Genomic DNA, 19550 nt, shown 5'->3' with positions numbered 1-19550 from the left:
AAGCTAAAAATGGGGAAGAAAATAATAAATAAATGCTGAACCGAGCTGATTTAGGCTTTAGATCAAACCCGGCTTTTGCTCACGCTTAAGCCTGAACTCTGGCTACTCGGCGAACTGCTGAGGGAAGCTCAGGCTGAATTTGGCGCCGCCAAGCGTCGTCGAGCTATCTATGGTGAGGTGTCCCTGATAGCTCTGCACCAGGTCACCGACGATGGCGAGCCCTATGCCGTGGCCCTTCTCATAAGTATCGGCGCGTCGTCCACGCTCGAGTATGAGCTGACGCTGCTCTGGGCTAATGCCAGCGCCGTCATCTTCGACGCTGATGATGAGTTTTCCATTGTCAGCGTCGACGCTCAGCATCACCTTGTTTCTAGCCGCCTTACAGGCGTTATCCAGCAGGTTGCCCAGCATCTCTGTAAGATCGCTCTGATCGCCGTAGAAGATCTGGTTTTCCTCTGGGGCCTTGCCATAGCTGAGCGCTACCCCGGGATGGATCTTGACCAGGGTGCGCAGCAGTTTGTCGGAGACCAGGCTGACTTTGATCCCCAGGTGCCAGGCGTTACCGGCGGCGCTCTGGGCACGTTTGAGTTGGTGGCCTATGGTGCGATTGATCTGTCCGACCTGCTCAAGTGAGGTGGGGCTGAGATCTTTCTGGCTCTGGATCACCGCCAGCGGCGTCTTGAGGCTGTGGGCCAAGTCAGAGAGGGCGTTGCGATAGCGGCTGCGCTGGCGCTGCTCTGTGCTCAGCAGTGTATTGAGTTGTTTGGCCACCGCCTGCAGTTCATTGGGGTAATGGCCGCTGAGCTGCTCCGCCTCGCCCCGCTGTACCTGTCCCAGCTCCTCTCTGAAGCGCGCTAGGGGTTTTAATGTCCAGGCCAGCCAGGCAAATTGAATCGCCAGCAGTACCAGCATCAACACCACCAGCCAGCTCCACAGATGTTGGCTAAAGGCCTTGAGCTGCTGCGCCACGCCGTCGAGATCTTTGATGATGTGGATGGTGATTGGCGCGCTCTGGCGCTGGGTCTCGCCGGGGGCGAAGCGTACGCTAAAGCTGTAGATGAGATGAGGCTGCTGCTCTAACATCAGCTCGCCAAATTCGCTGCGTCCCACCTTAGGATGGGGCAGGGGCGTCGTGAGGTTCAATCCAAGAAAGGAGTTGGATGACCAGAGTGGCTCAACGCTGGCCTGGCGGTCACTTTCAGTTTGGTTATCGCTCTGGCTGTCATTTTGGTTTTCACCCAGGCGGACGCTTTCAGTTCGGTGATCGCCTGCGCTGTCGATCACTGCGTAGAGGCCTGAGCCTATGACATTGAACTGATTCTCCAGCAGTGCCTCTGGCATATAGAGCTTGCCATCGTCCATCTCGGCCACCGCCAGTACAGAATAGAGGTAGGCGCTAAGCTGCTCTCTGACGTTGGTCATCACCTGTTGTTTAAAGGCGTTGTTGAGGGCGAAGCCAATGGTCGGCAGCAGCAGCAATATCAGCAACAGGGCGCTGAGGATCAGACGAACCCTAAGGGAGTTGAGTTTGCCGTGTGGGGCGCGCTGGCTGCTCATCAAATGGCCTCGAAAGCTTAACTGTTATCCAGTGGCTTGAGGCGGTAACCTTGGCCACGCAATGTCTCGATAAGACCATACTGGCCGTCGGGGTCGAGCTTCTTACGCAGGCGGCGGATAAAGACCTCGATGACGTTGGAATCTAAGTCGAAGTCCTGATCATAGATGTGCTCGATGAGAATGCTCTTGGATTTCACCTCGCCGATATGCAGCATGAAATACTCGAACAGCTTGTACTCAGAGCCGCTCAGGCTGACATCCTGGTCGCCAAATTTGATCTCGTGGCTGCTGGTGTTGAGAGAGTATGGCCCGTTTTGGATCACAGGGCTGGACTTGCCCGCCGCCCGGCGGATCAGCGCCTTGAGCCTGGCGACCAGCTCTTCGGGATGAAACGGCTTGGTCAGGTAGTCGTCGGCGCCAGCATCCAGGCCTTCGACCTTGTCTTGCCAGTTGTCGCGGGCGGTTAGGATCAGTATGGGGTAGTCTATTCCCTCTTCTCTTAACCTGGCGATCAGCGCGATACCATCTAACTTAGGCAGTCCCACGTCGATAATGGCGGCGTCGTAGGGATACTCTCGTCCCTGAAACAGGCCCTCTTCGCCGTCGCTGGCGATGTCTAAGGTGTAGTTGGCATCGAGCAGGTGTTGTCTCAGGTTTTCCTGAAGGGCTAAATCGTCTTCAACCAGTAGTAATCGCATTGGCGTGTCCTTTCTTAGCAGGTTATTGTCGGCTCATCTGTCCTGTGACGGCGTCGATGGCGACATAGAAGACCACGCCATCTTTACTGAGCAACTTGGCGCGGTAGCCTGGGTTGCCATTGACCCGTGATGATTGCACGCTCAGGACCTTGGCGTTATAGCGCCCCTTTACCATCTGAGTGGCCTGCTGACGATTTTTAACACGTAGATTTTGATTCGTATTTTTCTGAGCCGCCATCAAGATGCTGCTACTGGCCGCCGATATTCCATAGCCCGCACTGTATCCTTGTAGGGGAAACAGGAGTGACGCTATGGCGAGCAATATTAGGGCTGGTTTCATCAAAATCACCTGTGTTGAATTCTTCGGACAGTGTAAAAGATCCTATAAAAATAAGAAACATATGCCGCGAATCTCCATGCTCGCCAGGGTAAAGCGGCAAGCGTGCTTTTTCATTGTTATCTTGCGCAGATGAACAGGAGCTGAATGTTTAATTTTGCGCCATCTTGTTGAATAGGCTGATTTTTAATGTTCAGCTTACGTTCATTTTCGATCGCATCTAATGGCCTTAAGCAAGACGCAGTCCATTCTATGGAGATTGATTATGAACAGACTTACGATGAAAACGAGCCAGCAGCTGGCAACTAATACGTCATTAACTAATACGCCCTTAATTAAGACCCCCTCTGCTCTGGGCAAGCTGTATAGCGCCATCAAGGCCACCGCCTTGTTGACCATGCTGGGCAGCGGCGCAGCCATGGCAGCCGACAATCTCGGAGAAAATACAGGTGAGACAAGCGCCCTGGTCGGCTCGGCATCGACCAGCGTAGTGCAAGATGAACAGACGTTGGCCCAAGGTTTTAGCCGCGCCGGGCAGGCCATGACCAGTACGCAGCAGGCGAGCGCCGAACAGCTTAAACAGCAGGAGGTGAAACTTGCCCCGCGTAAGACTCGTGAGCAGGTGATTGCCGAGCGCCAGGCCCTGACACACAGCGCAGAGCAAGGTTCAGATCAGAGCTTAGATAAGAGCTCGGCTCAGGCTGGTACTAAGACGCTCAAGTCCTCCGCTCAGCGCCTCGAGGCGGGGATTTACCACGAATTTGCTATCTATGAGGCCAGCAGCCGCCTGTTTGAAGATGTCGATTATGACGGCTTCTATCGCACCTTCAGTGTGACCTTCGATGCCGACGTCCACAGTTATTATCTGGGCGAGCATGCCAATGTCTATGCCGACCTCTATCTGAGCCGGAATGGCGGCCCCTGGGAGCTGTACCACACCACTGATGTGTTCACCATAGTGGACGATGCCAGCGACGATGATTTTGAGGTGCTTACCACGCTGCATACTGGTTATCCGACGGACCATTATGATGTGTTGATCGATCTCTATGAGGTGGGTTACAGCGATATCGTCGCCACCATCAGCAGCGATGATCTGGATGATCTCTATGGTCTGCCGCTGGAGAGCGCCGATCGTGACCGGTATGTGGTCGAAGAGGTTGTCACCGAAGTCGAGGTGAGTGGCGGTAGCCTCTCTGTGGGCTGGCTGTTCGGGCTACTGGGCTTGGGCTGGTTGAGCCTTATCAGACGCCGCCAGCAGGGTTAACAAAGTTATCGAGATCTTCCTTCGTAGCAAGATTAATTAACCATAAAAGAATTAAGGTTAAGTTGCCTTGCCATGAAGCATATTTCACAAAATTTTGCTCCCAACAGGCGTATATTAAGAGCCACTGGATAAACGTCTGAAATGGGGGAGACGATGCCAAAAGAGGCGATTAATCAAGTGGCTGCCAATCAAGGGGCTGCCAATCAAGGGGCTGTCAGTCATGAAGGAGTTAGTCATGAAGGAGTTAGTCAAGAGGTGAAGGTTTACAAGGTGTGGGACAAGCCCACACGGTTGTTTCACTGGATAAACCTTGGCTTAGTCATGGTGCTGATCTTCATCGGCATGGTGATGTTATTTAAGGGCGATATTGGCATCAGCGGCCTGGAAGCCAAGATTGGCTTGAAGAAACTGCATGTCTGGGTCGGTTACCTGTTTGCCATTAACCTGAGTATCAGACTGATCTGGGGCGTTATCGGCAGTCATAGCGCCCGCCTGAGTCAGTTTCTCCCGGATCTCAAGGGGCTGTCTCGCTACAAGGCCAAGCTGGCCAAGGGGGAGTCACCTCAATATCTATATCATAACCCCATGGGGCGTCTGGCCATCTTTGCCATGATGCTGCTGTTGGTGACCATAATGGTGACTGGTCTGGTGCGCGCCGGAACCGATATCTATTACCCTCCCTTTGGCGGTGCGGTCAGCGACTATATCGCCCAGCCTGGCGTAGATGGTGCCAGCATCAAGCCCTATGATGATACCGGCGTCGATGCGCAGAAGGTGGCGGTATTAAAGACCTATAAGTCGCTGGCCGGTGAGGTGCATGTGTATAGCGTGTATCTGCTTATCCTGATGATAGTGCTGCATGTGGCCGGGGTGATAGTGGCCGAGATTAAACATCAGCCTGGCCTAGTGTCGGCGATGATATCGGGTAACAAGCTCCTCAGCGGCCCCGCCGAGGATGAGAAGCACTAACTACGGCAGACAAAGGCTTTAGAAGATTCATAGCCTAAGTCAACGGCATCCGTTCATCGGAGTCTGAAGCAAGTATGTGAAAAATGCAGCCTAGGCTGCATTTTTTTTATGGTCAGGATTCTACCTAGTTGCCGAGCGGACAAAGCTTGGTTGGTTTTTTATCTAAGCAGCAATTAAAGACTTAATTTAATAAGATTTTTGCACTAGTATGTTGGCCACTTGTAAATATTTTGTTTTCGGGGGAAGTATGAAGCGCGCATCTTTGCTGGCACTGTGTTTGGCGAGTCTTATCGCGTCGGGAACTGCGATGGCGAACGACGATATCAAGGGATTTTATCTAGGGGGCATGGCGGGTCATTCTACGCTAGAGGCGGGAGAATTTGACGAGTCGGCCATCAGTTATGGTCTCTATGGCGGTTACTATTTCAGTAAAAACTTCGCCGTCGAGAGCACCTATGTTCGCACCGACAACTTTGTCGATGTGGGGGATGTGAAGGCCAATCAGCTGTCTATCGCGGCCAAGTTCCACCACTATTTTAATAATACTTACTCTATGTTCATCAAGGCCGGTATGGCGGCCACTAAGGTCGAGGCCGATCTGGACTATGACGGCAATGGCTGGCTGTGGGGCACAGGCTTTAACATGGCTTTCGATAATGGCATTAACGTGCGTATCGCCTATGAGATGCTCTATACCGATCTTGATGCGACCGGGCTCGATGAGCAGGTGGAAAGCGACTGGGGCAATGTCTATCTAGGCGTGCATTATCAGTTTTAAAGGATAAGTTTATCGCGCTAAATAAAAACGCAGCCCAAGCTGCGTTTTTTTGTGGGTTGAGAAATCTCGTTCGTTTAAAGGGAAATTCTCACAAGGTATTTTACCGCTTCTGATCATTTAGTTAACAGGCTATGCTGAGCACCTAGTGGAAAAATTTTAGGCAATGGAGTCAAGCATGTTACGCCAGATCATTCATCAATCCTGTTTAGCGGGCGCCCTGGTTGCCCTCGGCACCAGCCAAAGCCTCTGGGCCCAAGACGAGGCGCTGTCGCAGTCGGTCAAGCAAGCCATGCCGGCGCTCTCCAGTCTCTATCTCGAGCTGCACCAAGCTCCCGAGCTTTCTTACCATGAGCAACAGAGTGGCGAGAGAATGGCGGCCGAGTTCGAGGCCTTAGGTATAGAGGTGACCCGGGATTTTGGTGGTCATGGCGTGGTTGGCATCTACCGTAACGGTAAGGGGCCCACTGTGATGATCCGCGCCGATACCGATGCCCTGCCGATTGTTGAGGAGACGGGCAAAGTTTACGCCTCTAAGGTCACCACCCTTGATGCCCAGGGCAATCAGGTGGGGGTGATGCACGCCTGTGGCCATGATGTGCACATGACCAATCTGGTGGGCACGACGCAGCAGTTGATTCAGCAAAAAGATAAATGGCAGGGCACCTTGATGCTGGTGGCCCAGCCCGCCGAAGAGGTGGGGGGCGGTGCCAAGGCGATGCTTAAACAGGGGCTGTTTAGCCAGTTCCCGACACCCGATCATATTCTTGGGCTGCATGTCAGCGCCTCAGTACCGGCGGGTAAGGTGGCCATCGCTCCGGGCTATGCCCTGGCGAACGTGGATTCGGTGGATATCAGCGTGAAGGGGCGCGGCGGTCATGGCGCCTATCCTCACACTACGGTCGACCCTGTGGTCTTGGCGGCGCGCATCGTGCTTGCTTTGCAGACTATCGTCAGCCGGGAGGTCTCGCCATTATCGCCCAATGTGATCACCGTGGGTTCGATTCACGGCGGCTCGAAACACAACATCATAGGCAACGAGGTGAAGCTGCAGCTGACGCTGCGCTCCTACGATCCTAAGGTGCGCGAGCAGCAGATCGCCGCCATCGAGCGACTCACTAAGGGGATCGCCATTAGTGCGGGACTGAGCGAGGCCGAGTGGCCTGATGTGTATGTGCATCAAGAGGAGAGCATTCCATCGACCTATAATGACCCGGAGCAGACTGCTAAGGTCAGGGCCAGCATCGCCAAGCAGCTGGGGGATGATAATGTCTTGGAGGCGTCGCCTGTGATGGCGGGAGAGGATTTTGGTCTGTATGGCTTAACGCCCGCTAAAAAGCCTATCACTCTGTTCTGGTTAGGCGCTGTGCCCGCGGCCGATTATGCGGCCAGTCAGGTATCGGGCGCGAGTCTCCCCTCGCTGCATTCCAGCAAGTTTGCGCCGGATTACCCTGTCGCTCTCGAGGCGGGAGTGCAGGCGATGAGCCGTGCGGCCTTGGATCTGTTTAACCAATAGCGCGTTAACGGGTCGATATTTAAGAGCACTAGAAGTGTTTAAATCAGGGCTGGCATGTGCCAGCCCTTTTTGCTGTAAGGACTTAGTTGCTAAGGAAGCGGAGTTGTTACGACTGAGTAGTTGCTAGGACTGTGTAGTTGCTAGGGCAAGGTTGGGGTGTCGAAGCCGTAGCTGGCCAGAATTTTTTGCCCCTGTGGTGACAGGATAAAGAGCGCCAGATCCGCCGCATGGGGCTGCGCATCCTGAATGACGGTCAGGCCGTAGTTGGCGCCGACACTCAGGTTTTCAGGCAGCTGCACTATCTTGAGGGGCTTGACCTCTTTCTGCGCCAGCACGGCGTTGGTGCAGTAGGTGAGGAAGATATCCGCCCGCTTGTTCTCCATCACCCAGCCGTAGGGATTACGGCCTTTCGGTGGCTTGGCGCTGTCTGGACCGCCGGTTAGCTTAAGTGCCTTGGCTTCCAGCTGCTGCTGGGCGCCGGATGAGATGGCCTCGGCGCGCTCGAACACCTTAAAGGCGTAGTCACCGGCGGGGTCTGCCTTAGGGGTAGAGGTGCCAAGACGTATCTTGCTATTGAGCATCTGGCTGAGCAGAGTCTCGCTCGAGAGTTCGACCTCTGGCTGCGCAAGGGCGCAGAGCTTGTTACGGGCAAACATTACCACATCGCCGCTGCGGGAAGCTTGGCTCAAAGTAGTAGGATGTTTCATGTTGGCCGAGGCAAAGAGATCCACCTTCTCACCAGACTCGATACGCGCTCTAAGCAGTCCTGATGGGGCAAACTGAGGGGCAACCTCGCTATGGCTCTTGGCCTGATAGGCGCCAATCACCTCTGTCATGGCGGCCTTGAGGCTGCCGGCGGCGCGAAACTCGATGGGCGGCTCATGGGCCGTTACCTGAGCGCTCATGCCTGCGATGAAAAGCGTGCCTAGAAACCACTGATATTTCATGATTAAAATCCCTGTTTGTCATAGATTGGCCTATCAAACCCGAGATTTCGCTCCCGGGCAATAGACGGCTTTAGGTGGGAAGTTAACTTGCTACAGGGATCGCTGAATTAAGTGGCGGGCGAGACAAAATGTCGCGCCTTGGATTGACCAAGTTATGGATGGCGCACTTATGAACAGCCTTTATCAATCACTGCTTAGCTTTCCCTTATTCTCAACATTTTTTAGTTTCGACATCTCTTAGTCTTAACATCCCTTAGCCTTAACATCCCTCTGCCTTAACATCTCATGAGCTTTGCATTGTCTAAGTGAGCAAAATGGCGGTGGCGCTCGCATCGGCAGGGTCTCTGTAGGGCTTATATTCCTGGATAAATTTTGTTCGGCACCAATTTGATTTATTGGATTTTCACTTCTATAAATTAGTGTTATTTCAAATATTAATGCTGAAATGAATGAGGGGATAAGGATGTTTACATTGTCGATGAAAACGCCATTTATGGCGGCTATCTTGGTTACACTCATTGCCGGTTGTGCCACAGGCAATACGCCCGAGGCGAAGAAGGAAAATGCCCGTAAGGAGACCCAGGAGGCCCTTGCGAGTATCTACGCCGAGCATCCAGCTGCCAAATCGGCCGTGGCGAGTTCGATTGCTCACGTGGTCTGTACCGGCAGCAACAGTTATCTGTTTGCGCTATCGACGGGTGGTGGCATCTGCGTGCTCAGTGAAGGCGGCAAGAACAGCTACTATCGCTTCGCGACGGGCGGCGTTGGCGCCGGGATTGGCTGGAAACAGGTGGCTTTCGTGCAAGCCTTCATGAAGCCAGATGCGCTGCAGCGATTCAAGGACTCTGGCTATGAGGGTCAGGCCCAGGCGGAAGCGAGCGCCAAGTATGAGGAGAGTGGCGATCAGATGTCGGCCAATCAATCTGCGGATCTCGATGGGGTGAAAACCTATCAGATCAATTTGATGGGGGCGGCGGCGCAGGCGACGGTGCAAGGCTATAAATACTGGCCGACAGACTTTACCGATGATTTCATCGAGAAAGATAAGTAGCGGCTATCTGGCCGAGACAATCGCCAGTTTGACTGGCGATTGCAGGCGAGCCTGATTACCTTCCATTCTAAGTCGTCAGTGTAAGCCTTAGCGCTAGCGTTAGCTCTAGTTTTTGCCGAGCGACAGCTATTTAACTGACTACTCGTTTCGTTTGATTCACCCATTTATTTCATCCCGATTAGTTCATTCCCTTTCGCTTATCCATACGCTTGTATCGACTCTGGCTAATTACCTTGGATGTTCCATTCCTCGAACTATCTGCATCACTCATACACATTAGGCTTATCTATTATTTCATCGTGTAGATTTGCTGCTGAGCTCTCACAATTGACCATCTGTTTTGCATTGTTTAAATGCCTGGATATATTACGCGGAAACTTTATATGTTCTTTATATTCAATTGGTTAAAAACTTTTTGCGTATTTCGCGCAGGCGTTAATAGAGAGTTGGTATGTTTACAATTTCGACAAGAAAATCACTTTTGGCTTTTATCGGGGTAACACTTGTTGCTGGCTGCGCTACAGGCAATACGCCCGAGGCGAAGAAGGCCAATGCTCGTCAGGAGACCCAGGAGGCTCTGGCCAGTATCTATGCACAGCATCCGGGGGCTAAGCGCGCGGTGGCGAACTCGGTTGCCCACGTAGTCTGTACCGGCAGCAACAGTTATCTGTTTGCGCTATCGACGGGGGGCGGCATCTGTGTACTGAGCGAAGGCGGCAAGAACAGCTACTATCGCTTCGCGACAGGCGGCGTTGGTGCTGGGATCGGCTGGAAGCAGGTGGCCTTCGTGCAGGCCTTCATGAAGCCAGATGCGCTGAAAAGATTTAAGGACTCAGGCTATGAGGGCCAGGCCCAGGCGGAGGCCAGTGCCAAATATGAGGAGAGTGGCGATCAGGTGTCGGCCAATCAGTCGGTGGATCTCGACGGCGTAAAAACCTATCAGGTTAATTTGATGGGGGCGGCGGCGCAGGCGACCGTACAAGGCTATAAATACTGGCCGACCGACTTCAGCGAAGATTTCATGCAAAACCGGCAGTGATCTCTGCCTTGCCGAGACAATCGCCAGCGCGTCTGGCGATTGATGCTAGCCTGACGATTCGTTAGCGCTTAGTAGAGCAGCAGGCCGATCATCCGGCCGAAGAAAAATGCGGTGAGACACAAGAGTCCCAACAACGCCAGAGCGACGAGTGGTTTTAGTAATTCGGGGGTGGCGTCCCATGCCTTGAGTAGTGAATTCATCCTTGTTTCCTCATGCCAATTTGTGCTTTCCATTTCGCTTATCCATTAGCCTTCACCGACGCAGTTTAGTCTAGTGAGCGATCGATGCAACAGGCCAAGCTTGGATTTGGCCTTAGCTTGCAGCCAGTCATAGCATAATCGCAGATTGTGACACAATAAAGTCGCAGGCACTGCCTAAGCAGTTGCTCAAGCCGGTATTCAGTCACTCAAGTCATTCAAGTCATTGACTGTGTGAGGCGGAAGTCACATCAGTGGCTTGGCTTGGCGCGAAAAAGCTCTCTCTTATCCTTTCTGTCTCGCCGCTGGCACGCATTCTCTCCAGTTCGTCGGCCAGGGCGTGAGCCTTACTGCCGGGCGTCAACAAGAGTCTTCTGTTGGCGATGGAGTCGGCTTGGCTGGGATCGTAATCAGGATTGGGTGAGGCCTTAAAATAGCGACTCGCCCGTGAAAATCCCAGATACATGTCGCGCATCGGCTCGCAACATTCTGGGTGAAGCTTGAGCCCGGGGTGGGGATGGTGGGCCAGTTCGAACCTTAAGGTGGTCTCATCATAGCTGAAGAAGTCACCCTTGCGGGCAATCAGCAGCTCAAAGGCCTGGGCGGCATCCATTTCCGGCGGACGACGGGTGATTATGCCCTTAGGAATGCCATCGAGATCATAGCCCCCGGGTGAGATGAGTAGCACATAGGGGGTGCCGACCAACTCGTTAAGGGAGCTGATTTGTGCTAGGTCTTTGTGGCTGATCCCTGTGTAACGCTCATAGAGGCCATTGGCAATGAAGTAGCTGTACTGATTACGCTTTTGTGTAAAACCAAAGCCCGGATAAAAGTCCACCTTGCCCAGACGCATTTCTCTGAGTATCCGCTTCTTGGGAGCCCTGAGTACCTTGAGGGTACAACCGATCCGCTCTGCCGCCTTCTGGTACAGGGCGAGATAGAGCCCCTGGTTATTCGCCTCGGCATGTATGTAAGGCAGGCGCTCGCTGGTGCGATAGCCCATGGTGAGTTCGCAGGAGGCGGCGTTAGTGCTGAGTGTTAGGGAAAATGTAAGTGTGAGTGTAAGCGCGAGTGTATGGGCTAGTGACAAGGAGGGCTTATGAGGGATGCGTGTGAGGCGAGCCTTTTGCTCCGTCAGGCCAGCAGTATCCCCAGGACTTGCCTGTAACAACCTTGCTGCTCGCTTGGTTAATCCCATGGGCCAATCATCCCTTTTATGCATTGAATCCCTTTTTACTGCCAACTTTAATCGATTTGCGTCAAGTTGTGCCTAGTCGCGCCGAGAGTGGCGTAGGCCGAATGATAAATTTAGCTTATCTTGCAATTGGTTAGCTATTTCATTGTTGCCTTGCCACCAATTATCTTAAAAGCGGGTACGCCTCTAATCAAGGTATCGCGGGCAAAACACTGCTCGCAGTTTGGGCAATGGCAGGGCGTGTGCGTATCATCTTCTACGATGCGTTCCTTGAAGCATTTGACCAAGGCACCTTTACCGCCCTTGCGATACTTAAACAGCCGGGTCTTACACTGGGCACAGAAAATTTCGACGGTGCGACTGGGCGCTTTCTTGTTGGGGCGGGCCATGGCTGTTTTGTTATTTTTAGTGGTTAAAGTTGAAGCTACTAGAGAATGAATTGTCATTGTATTGCAATCTTATCCGTTAAGCGAAACAGAAAGGCCCTGAGGTAAATACCACAGGGCCAGATATCTATCATCGCAGCGGGAGGGAGCCCTAGGTCGTTTGAAAGTGATCGACCATGGTTTTTAGTTCCAGGGAGAGTTGGCTCAACTCAATACAGGCCTGGGCCGTCTGGCTGGCACCCTGAGCAGCCTCCGCCGAGGAGACATTGATTCGTTCTATGTTTTGGCTGAGGTTTTCGGTCACCGAGTTTTGTTCGCTACACGCGCTGGCGATCTGAATGTTCATCGCCGCAATCTGTGCTACGGCGACTTCGATTTCGCTTATCTTATCGCCGGCTGCCAGGCTCTGTGACACACAGCGACGAATCATCTCGCAACTTTGTTTGGTGGCGCCGCCAGCCTCGATGGCTCTTTGTTGCAGCTTCTCGATAATCTCCACTATCTGACGAGTAGAATCTTGAGTCCTGCCGGCCAGGGTTCTCACCTCGTCTGCAACTACCGCGAAGCCTCTGCCTTGCTCGCCGGCCCGTGCGGCCTCGATGGCGGCATTGAGCGCCAGCAGGTTTGTTTGTTCGGCAATACCGCCAATCACGTCTACGACCATGGAAATACTGGCAGAGTCCTTCTCCAGTTGCGCCACCATTTCACCGGCCTCGTCGATCACTGTGGAGACCCGTTCGATGGCCTGGATATTGTGTTTGACCTCTTGGTTGCCTCGGTCGGCAAAGTCATTGGCGGCGTTGGCCGATGTAGAGGCTTCCTCTGTGTTCATGGCGACCTCATTGACCGTGGCCTGCATCTGCTGCATTGCCGTGGCGACCATGGTAATTTCACTTTGCTGCGCGGCCATGCCTTGAGAAGACTGGGTAGAGATGGCGCTGACCTCTTCGATAGAGGTGCTTAGCTGCTCAACCGCGGCACTGATCTGAGTTACCAAGGCCGTTAAATTGTTTTGCATGCTGATACAGGTATCGGCTAGTTGGCCGAATTCGTCTGTGCCTATCTGCTTACGATCTATGTTGTAGGTCAGATCACCACTGGCAATCGCCTGAGCCATCTGCATCACGGCATGCAGCGGTGCGCGAATCTGCCTGCCCAGTAAAAGTGTCATCAATGCCATAAGGACAATTACGGCGGCGATACCTATATAGGTTTTAATGGAGGTGCGACTCACACCTTCTAGGGTGCTGACTTTGTCGGCTTCGGTACGGGTCACATTGATGGCGGTAAGCTGGTTTAGGGCTTCTTGCATCTTATTGAACTGCTTGTATGAACTGAGCAGGTAAGTGTTTGCCCCGGCTAAATCTTGTTTCAACACTATCTCGTTAAAGCCACTCTCGGCGGCTAGGTAGTCGCGCCAATGTGTTCTTGCCAGTATAAACGCCTGACGCTCGGCGTCGGTTTTAATGGCTTTCTCGTAGGAGTCGATCATCCTAGTGACATCTTGGATCATATCGTCTGTCGTTTGCATCCAGCTCTTCATTTCGGGGTCGCCAATACTGGGAAGAAAACTGAATTGATCTCGGCGAATGAAGATAGTGACAAACTTAATTTTCTCGACCAGCAAGACGTTGGGCAGCACCTCATCCGTCAGGGTGAGAATATTGTCACGTGTTTGATTGAGTCCCGAAATTAGCATCATGCTGAGAGCCACGATGGCAACGGCGATACAGCTAAAGGCGAGCGCTATCTTGTGATTAACGGCTAGGTTTTTAAGCTTGAACATGCGCTGATAACCTCATTGATAAATTAAAAAAAGCCTTCGACGGGGCGAAGGCTGGGCCAAAAGCTATTCGTACAGCGTTAAACGAACTCGGAGCCGACCCTAAAGGTGGTCATCGACTATCGAATGAGGGTGGCGTCCGATAGTCGATAGACCACACTGGCGGTTAGAAATAGTAGGCCATGCTGATATTGATGCGCTTGTCCCAATCGTTGCCGACTTCGGGCAGGCCGACATGGTCGTTGTTAGCGGTGGAGAAGGTCATGTTTTTACCCATGATGAAGTCGATATGGGTGTAAGTCGGGCCGGCAGAAAGTGCGGCGCCTAATACGTTCTGCATACTGTTGTCGTAGGTGTCATCATCTACGTCCGGCGTCATCAGGCCGAAATCGTTGTAGAACTTGATACTGCCCCAATCAGTGGCAATAGTTTTGGCGATGTTCAGGTTGTAGATCTGGCCTTTAGATGCCACTTCGTACTGCCAACTCACCACGGAGACGGCGATCTTGTTGTCATCGACCGCATCGGCGGCATTGAACTCATATTGCATTGCCTGCAGCTGAATGTTCCAGCCGTCGAATACTGTGTTGAGGTGAGCCGCAACGGCGTAGCGATCACCGTTATTGCCTGTCTTGGCGTTGTAGATCTGACCCGCTTCTAATGATGCACCTATGGTGGTGGTGCCGCCCTGATGTTCGACAGTGTAGGTCTGGCGCAGGTTGATCTGATTGGTTTCTTCGTTGTTGTATTCGGTGCCATTGATGGTGCCTGTGTAGAGATCGGCGGCATAGCGTTTGTTTTCAGTTGGGCCATACTCGGCGCCTTTGTAAAAGGCCATGTCGGTATGCCAGCCGTTGCGTTCGAAGGTCGCCTTCACACCAATGTCATAGTCGTCTTCGAAGCCCAGGTAGTAGGGCAGGCCGAACCAATAGCTATTTGAAATATAATCACGGTTGCCGAAAGGTACCTGGTTGATACCCATCTGTAGTTGCCACTCTGGGTTGAGATCATAGAAGGCGTAACCATACTTGATGTAGTTGGTGCCAGAGGTGAAACGATAGTCAGATTTCAATCCCCAATTACCCAGTTTGCCATCAAATCTTAGCGAGGCCATATCGAAGGTAAAGTCACCGCCTTTGTCTTTAGAACTCTCGCTATAGTCTTTATAAGCATAATTAATACGCACGGCGCCGTGAATATTAATACCATCTTCTTCCGCGGCTAAGGTATTGAAACTACTGAGCGCCATGGCGCTGGCTAAAATAGAAAGGCAAAATGTTGTTTTATTCATCATCGTATATCCAATTTAAATTTTAAACTGTGTTGCTTTATATTTGTTTGTTACTTTTTGATCTTTATTGATGTAGCGCTTTATATATCTTGTGTTTTCCAAGGTGTGCAAAACCTCCTTACCTGAACTCTGCAAGAGTGGTAATAATTTATTGAATGTTTTATTTCTGATTAATTAACTATCGAAAGCGTTATTTATTAAGCTGTCTGTATTGTCCTATTCTTCATGCCGATAATACTCGTCATTCATCCAGTTAGGATGGTGCTACTCAAAGTCCACCGAGCTGGTGGTCTCCAGTGTCAGCCCCTTGGTTTCCGGCGCCATAAAGATGGAAACCAGTAGCCCAAGCAGGGAGATCGCCGCGCCAACTAGCAGGGTGGCTGAGATGCCATAGGTCGCCATGAACAGTGGTAAGCCATAGGTGGAGACGATAGTGCCTATACGGCTGAAAGACATCACGGCACCAACCGCCGAGGCGCGTATCTCTGTCGGAAACAGTTCGTTAGGATATAGCCATTGCAAGATCCCCGGGCCACCGGAGAAGAAGGCGTAGATGGCAAATGCGGCAACAATCAGACAGATACTCGGGGTATCCACTATTCCCAGCACCGCTAGGGCGGCTGTCATGATGGCGAAGCTGCCGATGAGCAGGGGGCGACGACCTATGGAGTTAAGCCAGTACATGGCCGGAATGCAGCCCGCCATGAAGAAGATGCTGATGACAATATTTCCAAGGGCGGCATCTTTACCGTCGGTGAAGCCCAAGAGTTCGATGATCTCCGGGCCAAAGGTATAGATGGCGAACATAGGGATCACCTGGCAGGTCCAGATAATGCCGACAAACAGGATACGTTTTAAATAAACTGCCTCGAATAACTTGCTGTATTTAGTCTGCTCTGCAGTCTCAAAATTCAGGCTGATATCTTTGCCGAAAAATTGGTGCATCACCTGTTTGCACTCTTCTATACGGCCTTTCTTCAGCAGCCACCTGGGAGATTCCGGCAGGTGGAAGCGTCCGAGCAAGATAACCAGGCAAGGGACGATAGCGCTGCCAAACATCCAGCGCCATCCATCGGTGACATCGTATAGCAGATAGCCCACCATATTGGCGGCGGTCGCGCCCACGTACCACATGGCTGCGATGAAGCCCATGGTAAAGGCGCGTTGTTTCGTTGGGGAAAATTCGGCGACCATAGAGGTGGCGATAGGGTAGTCGGCGCCTATGACTATGCCAATCAAGAAACGCAATATCACCAGTTCTATGGGGGAGGAGATGAACATGGTGGCGAAGGAGAGGACGGCGATGGCGATGATATCTATCATGAACATCAGTTTGCGCCCAAAAAGATCGGCGACATAACCAAATAGCGCCGTACCGATAAACAGGCCGACCAGGGTCGCGGCTCCTACCAGTCCTATCCATTGGGCATCCAGCTCTAGGGCGGGAGTGAGTTGTTGTAGGGCTAACCCTATGATCACTAAAACATAACCATCGAGGAAAGGACCCCCACTTCCCCATAACATTATTTTTTTATGAAGCGGAGTAAACTCCAAATCATCGAAACTCTTCTTTGATTTCATGCTTCTAACCACCGACTTAACTTGTTAATTTAAATCACAACTTGTCAGGTTGTACCGGGCGTTAATATGTACACAGGTTTAAATTTGTACATTTGATCTTTTTATAATCATCGACCCGCGCTGTTATTTTATCTGGTTTACATTTTGTAAACGGTGATGTAACCAAGTTTTTTGTTCTGTTTTAAAGTCTGTTAATTGTTAATTTATAACTTCGTGATCGGTGTAGGGCTTTGGTTATTTTTTTATCGCGCGCAATAAAACTTTTATGATTAATATCGTTTCAAGTGTTCATTTATTTGAATGGCCGATATCTATTTGCCATATTATTGGCGCGATAATAACGATTAAAGACTTATTTATATCCCAAACGGGTTATCCGTAGCGGTATTCGATGCCGAACGTTCCTCTCGGGTACTCCCACTTCTCTAGAATGGTCTCGCCGCAGAGAAACTTACAGGTGCCGCACTCCAGGCAACCGGCGGAGTCGAAACGTACGCTACCGTCTTGCTCCAATTTGTAGAGACCCGCGGGGCAGGCGTTGACCAGCTTGCGGTACTCCTTGATATTGGGATTGTCTTTTAAAATGATGTGCGGGTGTCCCTCATCGACATAGAACTTATTGACACCCAATTTCACGTCGACATTGACTGCTTCGGTCATATTGATGTGACTCCTTTATAACCATCTTTGATTAGGTTCATGAAACCCACCTCTTTGCAGTGTTTCAGCAACGTCTTGCGCAGTGGCTGCGCAGGGGTTCCGTCTATGGTGAACATCTGGTGCATGATGTCGGCGACCATTTTGGGATACTGATTGAAGATGCGCGGCGTCTCCATGAAGGCGGGTAGCTGCTTGTATAGCTTCATATCCTTCATCAGGAAGCTCTCTTCCAGCAGCCTCTGGTAGCTGCTCAGCCCCTGGGCTGAGAAGTCTTGCTGGGCGCGCGCCGCGAGTACTGCCTTGGCCGCAGCCTCTCCAGAGGCGATGGCGAGATCCATGCCGCGAACCGTGTAACCGACGTTTAGGCAGAATCCCGCAGCATCGCCGGTGATCAGCACGCCATGGTCAACCAGCTTAGGCACCATGTTGAGACCCGCCTCGGGCACTACATGGCCTGAATATTCCAGTAGCTTGCCACCTTCGATGAGAGGCTTGATGAGCGAGTGATTCTTAAAGTCTTCCAGCATCTGTGGCACGCTCTTATCCGACTCACCTATGCCATGCAGGCCACACACTATGCCTAGGGAGATGCTATTGCGGTTGGTATAGATAAAGCCGCCACCCATCAGGCCATTGGAGGGGGAGCCGGCAAATAGCCAGGCGGCGCCTTCGTCATCCTTGAGGTTAAATCTGTCTTTGATCACCGACTCGGGGAGCTCGATTAGCTCCTTGGCACCGACCGCCATAGCATCGGCGCTTACCTTAGGCTTCACCATGCCTAGCTGTTCGCCCAAAATGGGGTTGACCCCTTCGGCCAAGATCACCGCCTTGGCGGTAAGCTCATCGCCGTCGGCCTTAACACCGATAACCTTGCCATCCTGGGTGAGGATCTCGTCCACTCGGATCCCTGTGATGAACTGAGCGCCCACCTCTTCGGCCTTGCCCATGAGCCACTGGTCAAACTCGCCCCTAAGCAGGGTGTAAGACTCCTGCAGCGGGCTCTGATCGCGGCCGTTGTGGTAATCCAGGGTGACGCCGGTATCATCCGTCAAGAAGGTGACCTTCTCCTTGGTGACCTTGCGTTCTATGGGAGCCTCTTTGGCAAAGCCTGGGATGATCTTCTCCAGACTATGGGCGTAGAGGCGTCCACCCGTCATGTTTTTGCTGCCGGCGTAGTTACCGCGCTCGATCACCAATACATCGGCGCCCTCTTTGGCTAGGACATAGGCGGCGACGCAGCCTGCGAGCCCGGCGCCAACGATGATCGCGTCAAATGCTTCTTCTGACATATCTAGTCACTCTTGTGTTGGGGGAGGGAGGCCGAGCCCTAGGCCCGGCTCTCCGCCTTGATCTGCCTAGCCTTTCATGGCCTGAATAAGGGCTGGTAGTACCTTGTTGATGTCACCTACCAGACCGTAATCCACGTATTGGAAGATCGGCGCGTTCTTATCTTTGTTGACCGCGAGTATGGTTTGAGAACCTAAGGCGCCCACCATGTGCTGGATCTGCCCTGAGATACCCAGGGCAAGGTAGATGTCGGGTTTAAGCATGACACCCGACACGCCCACGTAGCGTTCGCGCTCCATCCACTTCTCGGTCTCGGCGATAGGGCGTGAGCAGCCGAGTTCAGCTTGGATGGCTGTAGCGAGTTCGCCTGCTAGAGCCAGGTTGTCCAGGTTGCCGATGCCGCTACCGACGGCGATAACCCGCTTGGCCTTACCCAGATCGACGCTGTTGCCTTGTTTGACGCGGCGCTCGATGCAGCGAATGGCCTGTTTAGGCGCAACGAAAGCTAAGGAGACCCCTTCACCCGTTAGTGAGGTATCGGCCGCTTGTGGCTCAAAGGCACCGCTGGCCAGGGTGACCAGGGCCACGGGGGAGGTGATTCTCTCAGTACCTATGGCCAGGCCGCCATAGACCATATGTTTGGCGGTGACGCCTTCATCTAGGGTTACCTCGGTGGCATCGTTGATTAGGCCAGCCTCAAGCTGGACACTGAGTTTTGCTGCCAGTGCCTTGCAGCGCTTGGTGGCCGGAAGCAAAACGAGGGTTGGCTTGTCGCCGTCATTGATCGCTTGGCTCATGGTAGCTGCATAGTCTTCCACCATCTGAGCATCGGCCTTGTTGCCAAGGTAATAGACATGCGTGGCGCCGTAGGAGTAGGCCGTGGCGATATCGGCTTCGCTGCCGATGATAAAGGCAGAGACTTTTTCACCTAAGGCGCGACCACCGGCGATGGTCTCGGGTAGACGTGTGGCAATATCACTAAATACCCATACATTTGATAGTTTGCTCATCGTA

Annotated in this window: 19 protein-coding genes; 6 read left to right on the top strand and 13 right to left on the bottom strand. The window is 52.4% G+C overall.

Translation table 11 applies throughout. The features are described from left to right. Positions 1–102: 102 nt before the first annotated feature. From K0J45_RS13850 to K0J45_RS13840, 3 genes are read right to left on the bottom strand one after another with little or no spacing between them, the layout of a single operon-like run. The gene (locus tag K0J45_RS13850) at positions 103–1557 is read right to left on the bottom strand and encodes an ATP-binding protein (RefSeq protein ID WP_220042983.1); all 1455 of its coding nucleotides are present in this window, start codon (positions 1555–1557) and stop codon (positions 103–105) included. A 17-nt stretch (positions 1558–1574) separates the two neighbouring features. Next, complete coding sequence (locus K0J45_RS13845; protein WP_220042982.1) at positions 1575–2255, bottom strand: response regulator transcription factor; 681 nt, start codon at positions 2253–2255, stop codon at positions 1575–1577. A gap of 22 nt (positions 2256–2277) precedes the next feature. Beyond that, a complete protein-coding gene (locus K0J45_RS13840; protein ID WP_011866491.1) occupies positions 2278–2595 on the bottom strand; it encodes a PepSY domain-containing protein in 318 nt (105 codons plus the stop codon). A 262-nt stretch (positions 2596–2857) separates the two neighbouring features. Here K0J45_RS13840 and K0J45_RS13835 point away from each other — a divergent pair, with 262 nt between their 5' ends. From K0J45_RS13835 to K0J45_RS13820, 4 genes are all read left to right on the top strand, one after another. Next, on the top strand, positions 2858–3859 hold the full coding sequence (locus tag K0J45_RS13835; RefSeq protein WP_258406693.1) for a choice-of-anchor H family protein: 1002 nt from the start codon (positions 2858–2860) through the stop codon (positions 3857–3859). A gap of 153 nt (positions 3860–4012) precedes the next feature. Then, positions 4013–4828, top strand: coding sequence for a cytochrome b/b6 domain-containing protein (locus tag K0J45_RS13830; protein WP_258406692.1), 816 nt, complete (start codon positions 4013–4015; stop codon positions 4826–4828). Positions 4829–5075: 247 nt separating this feature from the next. Next, positions 5076–5606: an outer membrane beta-barrel protein gene (locus K0J45_RS13825; protein ID WP_220042980.1), complete on the top strand. Its 531-nt coding sequence runs from the start codon at positions 5076–5078 to the stop codon at positions 5604–5606. Positions 5607–5781: 175 nt separating this feature from the next. Beyond that, the gene (locus tag K0J45_RS13820) at positions 5782–7119 is read left to right on the top strand and encodes a M20 metallopeptidase family protein (RefSeq protein ID WP_220042979.1); all 1338 of its coding nucleotides are present in this window, start codon (positions 5782–5784) and stop codon (positions 7117–7119) included. Between the two features lie 140 nt (positions 7120–7259). On the opposite strand, the gene K0J45_RS13815 is transcribed toward K0J45_RS13820, so the two are convergent. Further along, entirely contained in the window at positions 7260–8066 is an 807-nt protein-coding gene (locus tag K0J45_RS13815; protein WP_220042978.1) for a molybdate ABC transporter substrate-binding protein, read from the bottom strand. 463 nt (positions 8067–8529) lie between these two features. Here K0J45_RS13815 and K0J45_RS13810 point away from each other — a divergent pair, with 463 nt between their 5' ends. Together K0J45_RS13810 and K0J45_RS13805 are read left to right on the top strand one after the other, a co-directional pair. Continuing rightward, complete coding sequence (locus tag K0J45_RS13810) at positions 8530–9117, top strand: lipid-binding SYLF domain-containing protein (protein WP_011866483.1); 588 nt, start codon at positions 8530–8532, stop codon at positions 9115–9117. Positions 9118–9568: 451 nt separating this feature from the next. Then, positions 9569–10156 (top strand): lipid-binding SYLF domain-containing protein, encoded by a 588-nt coding sequence (locus K0J45_RS13805; RefSeq protein ID WP_220042977.1) that lies wholly within the window; start codon positions 9569–9571, stop codon positions 10154–10156. Between the two features lie 68 nt (positions 10157–10224). On the opposite strand, the gene K0J45_RS19775 is transcribed toward K0J45_RS13805, so the two are convergent. The 9 genes from K0J45_RS19775 to K0J45_RS13765 form a co-directional block, all read right to left on the bottom strand. After that, the gene (locus K0J45_RS19775) at positions 10225–10356 is read right to left on the bottom strand and encodes a hypothetical protein (protein ID WP_258406098.1); all 132 of its coding nucleotides are present in this window, start codon (positions 10354–10356) and stop codon (positions 10225–10227) included. Between the two features lie 220 nt (positions 10357–10576). Beyond that, positions 10577–11551, bottom strand: a complete 975-nt coding sequence (locus tag K0J45_RS13800) for a substrate-binding periplasmic protein (RefSeq protein WP_220042976.1) — start codon at positions 11549–11551, stop codon at positions 10577–10579. A 134-nt stretch (positions 11552–11685) separates the two neighbouring features. Further along, positions 11686–11937 carry a hypothetical protein gene (locus tag K0J45_RS13795; RefSeq protein WP_011866480.1) on the bottom strand — a complete coding sequence of 84 codons (252 nt, stop codon included), beginning with the start codon at positions 11935–11937 and terminating at the stop codon, positions 11686–11688. Positions 11938–12085: 148 nt separating this feature from the next. Beyond that, positions 12086–13720: a methyl-accepting chemotaxis protein gene (locus K0J45_RS13790; protein ID WP_220042975.1), complete on the bottom strand. Its 1635-nt coding sequence runs from the start codon at positions 13718–13720 to the stop codon at positions 12086–12088. Positions 13721–13883: 163 nt separating this feature from the next. Then, the gene (locus K0J45_RS13785) at positions 13884–15011 is read right to left on the bottom strand and encodes a hypothetical protein (protein WP_220042974.1); all 1128 of its coding nucleotides are present in this window, start codon (positions 15009–15011) and stop codon (positions 13884–13886) included. Between the two features lie 261 nt (positions 15012–15272). Beyond that, positions 15273–16532: an MFS transporter gene (locus K0J45_RS13780; protein WP_258406691.1), complete on the bottom strand. Its 1260-nt coding sequence runs from the start codon at positions 16530–16532 to the stop codon at positions 15273–15275. Between the two features lie 429 nt (positions 16533–16961). Further along, positions 16962–17225 (bottom strand): ferredoxin family protein, encoded by a 264-nt coding sequence (locus K0J45_RS13775; protein ID WP_350355017.1) that lies wholly within the window; start codon positions 17223–17225, stop codon positions 16962–16964. 20 nt (positions 17226–17245) lie between these two features. After that, positions 17246–18538, bottom strand: coding sequence for an FAD-dependent oxidoreductase FixC (gene fixC, locus K0J45_RS13770; RefSeq protein ID WP_220042971.1), 1293 nt, complete (start codon positions 18536–18538; stop codon positions 17246–17248). Between the two features lie 66 nt (positions 18539–18604). Next, positions 18605–19546 (bottom strand): FAD-binding protein, encoded by a 942-nt coding sequence (locus K0J45_RS13765; RefSeq protein ID WP_220042970.1) that lies wholly within the window; start codon positions 19544–19546, stop codon positions 18605–18607. Positions 19547–19550: the final 4 nt, after the last annotated feature.

It is taken from the genome of Shewanella alkalitolerans (genome assembly GCF_019457575.1).
In the GTDB taxonomy this organism is placed as follows: domain Bacteria; phylum Pseudomonadota; class Gammaproteobacteria; order Enterobacterales; family Shewanellaceae; genus Shewanella; species Shewanella loihica.
The sequence above is the reverse complement of the archived record's forward strand: the minus strand, read 5'-3'. Positions and strand labels throughout refer to the sequence as shown.